Below are 12,622 nucleotides of genomic sequence, written 5' to 3' on the forward strand. Positions count from 1 at the left end.
GGCCGGACAAGTGCCGGGCAACCCCATGCTCGGCAATCGGCATGCGGGCGCCATTCTCAACCAGGTCACCGCGCCCAATCCGTCGCAATTGCTCGGCACGTTGGAAGTGGCTGGCAATCGGGCCAACGTCATCGTCGCCAACCCGGCGGGTATTACGTGCAATGGCTGCGGATTCCTGAACGCGGACCGCGCCACGCTGACCACCGGCAAGCCGCGCGTCGGGCCGGACGGCGGCATTGGCTTTGACGTGACGACAGGCCGGCTCGCGGTCGAGGGGCAAGGCCTGAACGGCATGAACCTCAGCCAAGTGGACCTGCTCGCGCGCACGCTGGAGATCAACGCGGGCATCTGGGCGAACCGGCTGAATGTGACGGCTGGCGCATCGCGCGTTGACTATGGCTCGGACGCCATATCCGCGCAGGCGGGTGATGGCCCCGCGCCCATCGTGGCGCTGGACACCGCCGCGCTGGGCGGCATGTACGCCAACAGCATCCGCCTGATCGGCACCGAGGCCGGCGTGGGCGTGAACATCGGCGGCAATCTGGCTGCGTTGACGGGCGCGCTGTCGGTCGACGTGAACGGTGATGTCCGTATCCAGCCATCGGGACATATGCAGGCCGCCACCGACTTGGCGGTACGTAGCGCGGGCGATGTCGTCAACGCGGGCGCGGTTGCCGCGGCCGGCGCTTTGGCCTTGGATGCCGCAGGCAGGATCGGCAACGACGGGGCCATGTCCTCGGGCGCCGGCAGCCGCCTTGTGGCTGGCCGTTTCGACAACGGGGGGGCGGTGAGCGCCGGCCTGCAAGCGGATGGCTCGCTGCGGCCGGCCGGGCTGGACGTGCAAGCCGCGCGCATCGGCAACACGGGCACCCTGCTGGCGGGCGGCGACGCCCTGCTGCGCGGAGACACCCTCGATCTGTCGGAAGGCCAGTTGGCGGCCGGCGGTGTATTGGCCTTGGACGCCACGGGCGCGCTCTTCAACCGAGGCGGCGCGCTATATGGCGCATCGGTCTCGCTGCATGCCGGCAGCCTGGACAACACGCTTGGCAAGCTCACCAGCGGTGGCGCGCTTGACGGCCACGTGGCAGGCGCCATCGATAACGGTGGCGGCACGATCGCTGGCGGGGATACGGTAGCGCTGGACGGCGACGTGGTCGTCAACGGGACTGGCGGCGTGGTGTCGGGCCGTGCCGTGGCGATCAGCGGCACCCGCCGAATCGACAACCAGGACGGCGTGATCCAGGCCCGCGACACCGCCCGTATCGATGGCGGCGGCGCGTTCCACAACCTGGGCGGCAAGCTGCTTGGCGGCGATATCGCGCTGCAAGCCGCCGATGTCGATAACCGCGATGGCGTCTTGCAAGCCCAAGGCACGCTGGCGGTCGCCAGCGTGGGCGCGCTGCGCAACCAGGGTGGCCGCGTCTACGGCGGCGTGGTCGGCATCGATGCCGGCAGCCTGGTCAATGCCGCAGGCAAGCTCGCCAGCGCTGGCGCCTTGGACCTTGCCATCTCGGGCCGCCTCGACAACACGGACGGCAGCCTGCTCGCCCAGGGGCGCGCCACGCTGGGCGCCGCAGACATGTTCAACGAACGTGGCCACGTCGCGGCCGACAGGTTGGCGTTGGACATCCTTGGCGACCTGCGCAACCAGGACGGCAGCGTCTACGGCGGCGTGGCCGACATCCGCGCCTCGGGCGTGGACAACGCGCGAGGCAAGATTCTTGGCGCCGGCGAACTTACGCTGAATGCCGGTGGCAAGATCGACAACGCTGGCGGCACCTTCGCCGCCGAGGGCGTGGCCTTGCTGCGTGCGCAGGAGGTGGCGAACGCAAACGGCCTGATGGCAGCCAGCGACCTCACCCTGCAGACGCAAGGCGTGCTCGACAACCGTGCCGGCCGGATTCAGGGAGACGATGCGCTGGTCCTGCACGCGGGCCGTGTGGACAATCGCGACACGCTGGCCGGCGGTATCGCGGGCGCTGGTGCCGACGCCACGGACACTGACGCGGCCAATCCCGACGCCCTCTCCGGTCGCCTTGGGCTGGCGGGGGCGCGCATCGCGCTGGTGACGGATGCCCTCGACAACCAGTCCGGCCGCATCGGCGCCGGCCGCGAACTGGACCTGACCGCCGGCGCGCTCGACAACAGCGGCGGCAGGCTCGCATCCCAAGGCGATGCGCGGCTTCAGGTTGGCGATCTGCGCAATGCCGAGGGCGAGTTGGCCACGGTCGGGTCGCTGGCCCTGGCCACCGGCACGCTGCGTAACGACGGCAAGCTGCACGCGGGGCAAGACTTGCGGATCACCGCCGACGCGCTCACCAATGGCGCGACGGGGGAACTCATCGGCCTGCGTGGCATCGACCTGGCCATCAGCGGAGAGCTGGCCAATGCCGGCTTGATCGACGCAGGCGACAGCCACATCCGCGCGGGCAGCCTGCGCAACAGCGGGCGCCTTTACGGCGACCGCATCGCCATCCTGGCGCCGACGTTGTTGAACGATGCCAACGCCGTCATCGCCTCGCGCGGCGATATGGACCTGGGCGCGGGCACGTTGACCAACCGCGAGCATGCCCTGCTGTACGCGGCGGACGACCTGCGGATCGGGCGCAATCTGGATATCGCGGGTCTGGCGGCGGGCCAGGCGGACACGGTATCGAACATATCCGCCACCATCGAGGCCGGTGGTGACGCCCGCATCGCCGCCGACCACATCGAAAACCTCAACCCGCACTTCACCAGCGAACAGGTGCAGGTCAGCCATGCCGACCGCAAGATCTACTACCGGCTGGAGAACGGCACCGAATTGCTGGACGGCGCCACCACGTGGCTGTGCGATTCGGTCACCACCTCGTGCGGCAAGGACCCGGCGTTCCTGAACGACGACCCCGACCGCAGCCTGTTGCTGCCGTCGGCCAAGTATCCGGAGTCGCGCTACGGTCCGCCGTTTGACTACGTGCCACGGGTCAAGGGCGAAGAGGGGGTGGACGCACCTATTCCCCCGGCCTATGCGTGGGTACGGTCAGGGGGCGTACTGTCGGCACGCGTTCCTGTCCCTCGCTACCACGCCGGCGATCGCGTCTGGCAAGTGTTCGACGTGGAAGAACCGGTGCCCGTCCCTGCCCCACAGCAAGGCCAGTGCAATACCGACGATTGCGCAAAGGCAGCCGCCGCAGCGCGGGAAGAGGCGCAGGCGATCAACAAGGCGCGCCACGACGAACTGCAAGCCAGAATCCGCGCCTTCAACGCCGACTTCAACAACCGCCTGGTCCGCAACTTCTTCTACTACATCGTGCGCGAGGACGTCAGCGAGACCCGCGTCACGTCGTCGGACCCGGCCAGCATCTTGGCCGGTGGCGATGCCGCCTTCAGCGGCGCGGTCATCAATGACAAGAGCCGTATCGTGGCGGGTGGCGCCTTGACCGTGAACGGCCCGGGCATCGACAACCGGGGCGCGCCCGGCGAAAGGCATATCGAGCGGGTCGGCTCGATCGTGCACACCGTTACGCGCCGGCGTCATCGCAACGAATCCTGGGGGCACTATGAAAGTGCCGCCGAACCCGAGCGCCTGGACGTGGCAGTCGGGTCGGCCATGGGCCACGCCGCCCTGCCCGACAGCGCCCATGCGGCGCCGCCCGCCGCGCTTTTGTCGAATCCGCCGGCCAGCGCGGCGCCGTCCCGGCGGCCCGTCGCACGCATCATCGACATCGGCGCTCCGGGCAATCAGACGGTGCGCGTGGTCACCCTGCCGCCGGTATTGCCGACCAACAGGCTGTATCAGGTGGTCGCCTCGCCGGATGCGCCGGCCCTGGTCGTCACCGACCGCCAGTTCACCGGTTTGCGCAGTGCCGTCTCCAGCGACATGCTGCTGCGCCGCCTCAACCAGGACCCGGGCCTGACACTCAAGCGCCTGGGCGATGGCTTCTACGAACAGCGCCAGGTGGCCGAGCAGATCATGCTGGCCACCGGCAGCCGCTTTGTCGGCGACTACGCCGACAATGAATCGCAGTACAAGGCGCTGCTCGCGGCCGGCGCCGACTTTGCCGGCCGATTCGACCTGACGCTGGGCACCGCGCTTACCGAAGACCAGATGCGCCGGCTGACCGGCGACATCGTCTGGCTGGTCGAGACCACCGTCACGCTGCCCGACGGCTCGCGCCAGACAGTGCTTGCGCCCCAGGTCTACCTGGCCGTCAAGCCAGGCGACCTGCGCGGCGACGGCACCTTGATCGCCGGCCGCGATACCCGCATCGACGTGGCCGGCGACCTGACCAACAGCGGCACGCTGGGCGCGCGCCGCGCCCTGGTCGTCAACGCCGGCGACGTGCGCAACGCCGGCGGCGCCATGCAGGCCGGCAGCATCGACCTGAGCGCCCGCAACGACATCCACGACCTGGCGGGGCTAATCAAGGGCGGCGCCATCGCGCTCAAGGCGGGCCGCGACATCACCCTGTCGGCCTCGACCCGATCCAGCGCCAGCGGCGGCGTCTCCAGCACCCGCATCGATGGCGTGTCGCGCATCGACGCCGGCACGCTCGACATCCAGGCCGGGCGCGACCTCTCGGCCCAGGCCGCCGTCATCGACGCCACGGGCGATGCACGCATCCAGGCCGGCAACGACATCAACCTGACCAGCGCCGAGACCCGCTACGCCGAATCCTTCCGCTACGACAGCCGCAACCGCGCCGAGCTGCGCGCCGCGACCGATGTCGGCACGCGCATCGCCGCGGGCGGCGACCTGACGCTGCTCGCCGGCAACGATGTCAACGCCCGCGCCGCCGATGTCTCGGCGTCGGGCGCCCTGGGCGTGAACGCGCAGCGCGATATCAACGTGCTGGCGGGAGACTCGGCCGGCTACACGTACAACGAGACCTACTTCAAGGAAAAGGGATTCCTGTCCAGCAAGAAAACCCATCGCAAGAGCGAGACGGAATGGACGCAAGGCGTGAGCTCGACCTTTGGCGGCGACACGGTCGCGATGCTGGCCGGGCGTGACATCACTGTCCTTGGCTCGAACGTCCTGGGCGACCGCGACGTCGGGATCGCCGTCGGCAGGGACTTGCAGGTTCTGGCCAAGGACGAAACCTACAAGGACTACCAGTACGAAAAGGTCAAGCGGTCGGGCTTTGGTGGCGGGGGCGGATTCAGCATCGGCTACAGCACGCAACAGCGCACCGATTGGATGCGCGGCGCCAGCGGGGGCTATTCGGCCAGCACGGTGGGCAGCGCCGGTGGCAACCTCGGCATCGATGCGGGACGCAATGTCGATGTCATGGCCAGCAACCTGCTAGCCCAGGATGGCAACATTTCCGTGGCCGGCAGCAACGTCGCGATCCTCGCCGGTGTCGGCGACGCGCGGCAACACGAATACCACGAGCTCAAGCAGTCCGGCCTGACCATCGGCGTGGCTGGCGGCATGCTGGGCGCGGCCCAGCAGGTCCAGGGAACCTTGCAGCAAGCCGGCGAGGCCAAGGATGGCCGCCTGGCCGCCGTCAAGGTCGGGCAGGCGGCCTATCAGGTCGTGCAGGCCAATCGGATGATGGACGCGGCAAAGGCCGACAACGCAACGCCGGCGCGGAAGGAAGCTGCCAGCGCCCAGATCCAGATCAGCCTGGGCGCCAGCAAATCCGTCAGCGAAACCCGGCGCACCCAGGACACCGCCTTTGCCTCGTCCGTCATGGCCGGGGGCGATCTTTCCCTCATGGCCGCGGGCGAAAAAGACGCCGCCGGCACGGGCAACGTGTCCCTCATCGGGAGCGATCTGGCCGGCAGGAACGTCCTGCTGGCGGCCACCAATGACTTGATGCTGCAAAGCCAGGCCGAGACCGCCACCGAAGTCTCCACCAGCAAGAACAGCGGCTGGAAGGTCGGCGTTGGCATCGGCGTGTCCGATAGCGGTAGCGGCGGCGGCATCAACATCTTTGCCAGCGGCTACGCGGGCAGTGGCAAGGCCCGCGGCAACGGCACGACCCATCGCGAGACGCAGGTCAGCGCGCGAGACAACCTCGCGCTGCTTTCCGGCCGGGACACCCTGTTGGAGGGCGCCCAGGCGCGCGCCGACCGCATCCGCGCCGATATCGGCCGCAACCTGACGCTGGCGAGCCAGCAGGATTCAGACCGCTACGACGCCAGGCAGAAGCAGGTCAATGCCGGAGGGAGCTTCAGTTTTGGTTCGATGACGGGCAATGCCTATCTGGGCGCGAGTATCGGCAAGACCAAGTCCAACTACGACAGCGTCGTCGAACAGACGGGGCTGTATGCGGGCGCGGGCGGTTACGACATCCACGTGGGCAGGCACACCCAATTGGATGGCGCGGTCATCGCCAGCGACGCCGATGCGGCGAAAAACGGATTGTCCACCGAGACGCTGGGATTCCGCGATATCCACAACACGGCGCAATACAAGTCGACCACGGTCGGCATCAACCTGGGCATGTCGGGTGCGTTCGACAAGCCGAACAAAGGCGCCGCGCTGGGCGCCGGGCCATCGGGGTTGAGCTTCGCCAGCACCAGCGGCAGCGAGACGGGCACGACCCGCGCGGCGGTGTCGGCGGGCACGCTGGCGGTGCGTTCGGACGCGGGAACGGGCCGGGATAGCACGGCCGGGCTGAGCCGGGATACGGCTGGGGCGAACGGCAGTATTGGGAAGATCTTCGACAAGGACAAGGTCCGCGAGCAACTGGAGTTCCAGCAGGCGTTTGGGCAGTTGGGGATGCAGATTGCGGGGGATGTGCTCAAGGACCTTGCTAAGAATGATCCCGAAATATGGGGGGAAGGAAAGAAGGGGGCAGTCGCCTTGCATGCCGCTGTGGCTGGGGTGGGTGCCGCGCTGGGTGGGGGTAATGTTGCTGGCGCGATAGCTGGCACCGTTGCTGGTGACTTAGCTAATAACTTAGTCCAAGAGCAAATTCAAAAGGCAGTATCGGATCTATCGCCTGAAATCCGAGACAAGGTCGCTGCTGTAATTACTAACGTGATTGCGGGTACTGCTGGTGGGCTAGCTGGGGGAGCAAGTGGTGCGGGGGGGGGCTCTTGTTGCCAACATGTATAACCGGCAGTTGCACCCAGACGAGCGAAAGTGGGCCAAGGAAAACGCGGTAGGCATGCAAAAGTATGTCGCTGAAGTGACAGGGCAGCATATCTCGGTTGAAGAGGCCTATCAGCGGTTACTGTCAGCGGGATACGCTCTTGTCGACGAGCGAGCGGACTCTGTGAATACCGGTGGACGCGATGAATTTGCACGTCAGTATATAGCGGAAAACAAGCCTGCATCCCTGTTTGTGGCAAACCCGGTGGAGCGAAGAAATCATCTACTAAATGGCAATGGGGATGGGTCTTGGACCCCGGAACAACAGGCTCGGTTTGGTATGAGGGTGCCCGGAGAAACCGCGAGTCAACAAGTTACAAAAGCGGAAGTTTACCTAGGTGTGCCTTGCGGGAATAACTGCACTTCAAAGTTTAGTAGGATAAATGATGCAGTTATATCCTTAGAGGCGGCCAAGCTACTGTACCAAGACGATCCAGGTAGCGTTGATCTTATCAATCAGCAAATAAGTTTGCTTGTGGCGGGTATCACTGAGGATGAAATTGTACGAGGAGGTGCAGGATATCTTGGTTCGAAGGGCAAGGATGTAGCCTTTGCTCTGCTGGGTACACCACGGCTGGTTGAGGTGTTTCAAAAATTCAATGCACGGCTGTTGGGGGAACCAGTCGCAATTCCAGTCGTGAAGGCTGAGGGGCGGATAGGGGAGGCAGTATTTAACGACGTTAACCAAACGGCTAGGCAAAACTACGAATTTCTGACAGAGGACTCTACATTAATTTTTGAGAGAATTCTGGAGAAAGTACAGAAAAGAGGGAAACCGATGCCCAACGGAAACATGGCGAGTGCGCATGCTGAGATTGGTGTAATCGAGCAGGCGTATCGAGCAGGCAAAACTCAGGGGGCAGAAATGACAATCGTTGTAAAAGGGAAAGATGTTTGTGACTATTGTCGGGGGGATATCGCAGCGGCTGCTGAAAAGGCTGGTCTCAGATATGTGACTGTGCACGCAGTGGATGAAGAAACAAAAGCTGCAAAAATATATTTATGGTCCCGGAGGATGAATTCGATAAGGAAATTGCAATGAATGTGATGATTGGGGGGTATTTGGTAATGCCAAGAAAGGGGCGTACGCAGCTTCAAGTTCTGCAGAATCCAGATTCAGCGGCGTTGGACGAAAGGCTGCAGGAATATTCAAAGGGGCTGCCTGGCGTGCTTGTGGCGAGATTGGATCCATCGCCGAAATTTGGACCGCAAAAATTAAGGTTGTATGCTGAAGAATTTAATTATCTATTAATGCTTGGGGAATATTCTGACAATGGAGATTATGTGGTTCGAACACTTAGGACCTCATCGGCAGACACTTTCAAGGCTATTTTTGGAGAGCCTTATCCGGCTGCTGCCATAACGACTGATTTCTTACTTGTTTGTCAGATATTCAAAGAGTTTGTCGAGCGCCATGATGTTTCGAAGGAAATGATGTCGGAATGAAAAGAGGCGTTTGCCATCTGTTCTGATTATATCTTTGCCCGCAGTGACGCAATATGTGAGTGGTATCCCCTCTGCCGTTCAGAGGGAGGTAGCTAATTGGCCTGAATGCGCTGCAGGCTTGGCAAGGTTAATAAGCCATGCGGACTATAACGATCGCGGCAACCAGAATGCGGATGTGATTGCATATCTGGCTAAAGCAAATGGCCGTTTCGGCGCGCTAGCGGGAACGCTCGGGAGAGTGCCAAGTCCGTACGCTCTTATAGTCAAATAACGGGGCTTGTGTTCATAAAAAACGGGAATTTTCATCCGCTGTTTCAACTTTTCCTCGTAATTTCTGGCATGGGGGTGGGTTGGCTCGGTTCTTGGTTTTCTTCCTATTGGATAACTCTTGTCGGGGTGATTATTTGTGCAGTCGGGGGATATTCAGCTAGGGCAGGTTCTATTGGAGTGAAGCCATTCAAAGAGCGACGATAGCATGACAAAACCTGATGAGTGGAAGGAGTCAATTTTGGATGAACGATAGGATTTTTGGAGTCCGTCGGACAGCACGGCCGGGCTGAGCCGGGATACGGCCGGAGCGAACGTCACGCAGCCAGTGACTCGATAGCATGTGGCTCCATTGTATTTAACGGTATTGGTCAATACCTAAAATCCAAATATGCAAATTAACCCATGAATAATTTTATGGAAATGATGCGTCGCGTCTTTATGCGTGATGACAATATTGCGCCCGTATTTAGATATTTATTTGCAATATGTGGTGGCGCGCTTTTTTTTGCAGATATAAAACTTTGGAATACTGGCTGGATTTGGTATGTCGGCTTTGCTGTTGCCTTGGTGGGCGGGTATTCCGCTCGGGCGGCCCAATTGAAGATTCGTCCCTTCTCTTCTGCACCCTATCCGCGAGGATGGCTAAAGTCGAGGCGAAAGAAGCGGTCGGCGGATGAAGATTGATATATCTTCCACCATTTCCCAGATGATTATGTTCAACCGATTGGAGGGTTGTAATGAAGCCATCCGTCGATTCGGAAGCTGCGGTTGGAGAAAAGATGGTCGACGTGCCCTGGCTTGATGCGCTCAAGAAGGCACTTATTTCCACTGGTCTTGATTCTGAAGACCTTTACGCGTTGCTAGAGGCTTCTATAGTTACAGAGAAAATTAATTTTCCTGCGTTTATCTATGAGGCTTCGCGGGGATTTGGCTTCACTGTGAGCGAAGGTTTTTTCTATTCTCTTGATCAGAACTGGGACGATCCGGAGAGTTTCAACGAGGTCAGCTTTTTCTTGGGCGAAATGGAAACTTCCAGTATTTCCGTGCCTGACTACGTATCTCTTATGAAAATTGCTGCTGATATTTATTCAGCCTTCTTCCCTGATGAAGGGAATGGTGTTCTCAGATCTGCTGAAAGACTAAAAGAGCGGTATTCAAGGAGGCTCTAGACCGAGGTGAAGCAGTCCGAACGGAGCCTACGTGGTTGGTGGCGGAGTTGACCTAGCTGTGAAAGGGCTGGTGCAGTTGTTCCGGATGGGGGCATTCTATTCAACGAGCTTGGTGAATATCTGAAGGCTAGATATGCAGATTAAAACGAATTCGATTGTTGATGTGGTTTATCGAATTTTAGTGAAAGAGGGTAATGTGGCCCCTGTTTGCCGCTACTCTTTGTTAATTATTGGGGTGGCCGTAATTTTCTTTGATATCAAGATCTGGAATACGGGTTGGGTTTTTTATTTAGGCCTTGTATTTGCGTCGGTTGGTGGGTACTCGGCGCGGGCGGCTCAGTTGAATATCCGTCCCTTCGATCGTGCGCCATATCCACCAGGGTGGCTGAAGGCCAGAAAGAAAGAGCAAATGGGTAGAGCTGTTCAAGATAATGAGAAGCGTTGAATCATTTGACGTCAAAAGTGCCGGTTGCTAGGGTCGTTATTGTGCGTTGGCGCGATATTGGTCTGGTTTGGGTTGCCATTTGATATTTTTGTTTTTACGTTGATCGGAATGGTTGTCGAGTCGGTTGGAATGTGCACGGCGAAGGCGACCATGCCAATGCTAAGCCGCTCCGGGAAAAGTGAGGTGGCACCATGAGTAATATTTCTCCCAAGTACGCAGCAATTATTCAAACTGAGTTCTATCAATTGACGTTTGATGACTATTCCCCCCGCGGACTCTTTGGCACCATTCCTTTTTTGACGAATTTTTCATCAGAATGGCAGTACGTTGTTGAAATTATGTATAGGTGCTTAAAGGTTGGTTATTGGAATCTTTGGAATGAGGGGTGGATGAAAGCACGTCAATTGCGGAATTACGAAGATTTTTGCAACAAACTATCCCAATTCAATCCAGATAAGATTTCGGACGAAGGGGCGGTATATTGGCTACAACCTCTCATTTATGCCTCCGATTTGGGCGAGCAATTGGTTGAAAAGTATAACTTGGCTCCGTTAGAAGACTATGAGGAAGGGGGGGATGGTTTTGTTTGCAAGCCAAATTTTGTTTGCAAACCATTTATCGATGAAATCGAGAAAACTTTTGCTGAAAACAATATTCCTTGGGGTAAGAAACTTTTTCCGGTGCAGGCGTAGGGATGCGGGCAGGAAGCACTTTTGCGGCGGGGGCACATAATATTAAGGAAAGACCTCCTGGAGAGTAGTTTTGATGCATTTAATGAAAGCGGACTTCACTGCCTTTGGGGTGCTGGTAATTTCTGTGCTATCGCTGGGCCTCACGTGGTTTTTATTTGGGCGAAAAGAAATAAAAGGATGGCTTGGGGGATTCATGTATTGGTTCAAGTCTTCCCTGGTAAGTGGGTTGCTCGTGTTCATGTGGATGTGCATACGTTGGCCAGGGCTGAGCAAATGGCCGTTGGCATTATTGTCTCTTGGGCTTGCAGGATTTATTACCTTATGTAGATCGAATGCGATCCTTCTATTATTTTTTTGGTAGCGGGCGCAGTCGCTGTCAATTTTCAGTGGGGGATTGGGGTATGATTTTTCGATCTTTCATTCGCAAGGGGGACCTCAAACGCTGGCTACGAGGGTCGTTATTGTGCGTTGGCGCGATATTGGTCTGGCTTGGGTTGGAATTTGATATTTTTGTTTTTACGTTGATCGGAATGGTTGTCGAGTCGGTTGGAATGTACGCAGCGAAGGCGGCCATGACCAATGCTAAGCCGTCCCGGGAAAAGTGAGGTGGCACCATGAGTAATATTTCTCCCAAGTACGCAGCATGACTATTCACCTAGTTGGCTCTTTAGCACTTCTCCTGCCATGCCGGATGTTTCATCAGCATGGCAGTGCGCTGTTGAAATTATGTATAGATGCTTGAAATTTGGCTATTGGAATATTTGGAATGAGGGGTGGATGAAAGCGCGCTCCACGCTAAAGATAAGGCAGTAGCATGGCTAGCAGCATATATGTCCCGGTACACACGTTTCCTGTCAGTTTGGAGCAACTTAAGGAATGGTTGGAGAGTGCGGCAGTGCTTTTTGGCGGCAGTGAGGTTCGAATAGATGTATCTAATGAGAAAGGCAAAATTCCTTTTAATGAGAGTTCGTTGACTGTTGAGGGGTGGGTGTCAGGGCTTGAATGCTCGTTATCCTTTTTTTCTTGTTCTGAGGAGATCTCCGAACGTGAAGGATATTTTCATATGGCGGACATAAAAACTAGGGGGGATTGGTGGTTCGCCGGTGTGGTTGCATATGCAGTGCTTGTTAATTCCGGATATATTGTTTTCGATGATTCCGGGAGATTGGGCGTCAAGTCGGCTTACACGGAGGAGTCTCTGCGGCTTATCCTAAAAAAAGAAAATGCCGTCTAGCTAATCTAGTGAAAATCGAATTCGATCGGCTCAGGCAGGCTACGGCCGAGTAGACGACTTCCGCCCGTCCGCAGTTTGCTTCATTGAATACCTGTATTGACCCAGTGAAATCCTGCTCACGTCATAATCGAGGGAATTGACGATGAGCATGAAGATGGAAGACGACATCAAACGCTGGACGGCCAAGCGCAAGAGTGCGCTAGTGCTGGACATCATTCAAGGCAAGACCACCGTCGCCGAGGCCAGCCGCCAATACGACCTGTCGCCCTCAGAGGTCGAACA

9 protein-coding genes are annotated in these 12,622 nt (G+C 58.8%); all 9 read left to right on the forward strand.

Annotation, left to right across the window (positions count from 1 at the left end; translation table 11 throughout):
• Nucleotides 1-25: 25 nt before the first annotated feature.
• Nucleotides 26-7,048 (forward strand): hemagglutinin repeat-containing protein, encoded by a 7,023-nt coding sequence (locus AC6LKG_RS25380; protein WP_498169529.1) that lies wholly within the window; start codon nt 26-28, stop codon nt 7,046-7,048.
• 52 nt (nt 7,049-7,100) lie between these two features.
• Entirely contained in the window at nt 7,101-8,126 is a 1,026-nt protein-coding gene (locus AC6LKG_RS25385) for a cytidine deaminase-like fold-containing protein (RefSeq protein ID WP_498169532.1), read from the forward strand.
• On the forward strand, nt 8,123-8,530 hold the full coding sequence (locus tag AC6LKG_RS25390) for a DUF6911 family protein (protein WP_498169535.1): 408 nt from the start codon (nt 8,123-8,125) through the stop codon (nt 8,528-8,530). The genes AC6LKG_RS25385 and AC6LKG_RS25390 overlap by 4 nt, the downstream gene beginning before the upstream one ends.
• Before the next feature lie 672 nt (nt 8,531-9,202).
• Entirely contained in the window at nt 9,203-9,484 is a 282-nt protein-coding gene (locus AC6LKG_RS25395) for a hypothetical protein (protein ID WP_498169538.1), read from the forward strand.
• 53 nt (nt 9,485-9,537) lie between these two features.
• On the forward strand, nt 9,538-9,969 hold the full coding sequence (locus AC6LKG_RS25400) for a hypothetical protein (protein ID WP_498169540.1): 432 nt from the start codon (nt 9,538-9,540) through the stop codon (nt 9,967-9,969).
• A 133-nt stretch (nt 9,970-10,102) separates the two neighbouring features.
• Nucleotides 10,103-10,414, forward strand: coding sequence for a hypothetical protein (locus tag AC6LKG_RS25405; protein WP_498169543.1), 312 nt, complete (start codon nt 10,103-10,105; stop codon nt 10,412-10,414).
• A 191-nt stretch (nt 10,415-10,605) separates the two neighbouring features.
• Complete coding sequence (locus tag AC6LKG_RS25410; RefSeq protein ID WP_169536400.1) at nt 10,606-11,106, forward strand: hypothetical protein; 501 nt, start codon at nt 10,606-10,608, stop codon at nt 11,104-11,106.
• A gap of 814 nt (nt 11,107-11,920) precedes the next feature.
• Nucleotides 11,921-12,340: a hypothetical protein gene (locus tag AC6LKG_RS25415; protein ID WP_498169545.1), complete on the forward strand. Its 420-nt coding sequence runs from the start codon at nt 11,921-11,923 to the stop codon at nt 12,338-12,340.
• Nucleotides 12,341-12,482: 142 nt separating this feature from the next.
• Nucleotides 12,483-12,622 (forward strand): DUF1153 domain-containing protein (locus AC6LKG_RS25420; protein ID WP_498169547.1); only part of this gene is annotated, 140 nt, incomplete at its 3' end.

The sequence above is a fragment of the Achromobacter sp. 46006 genome, from assembly GCF_059761975.1.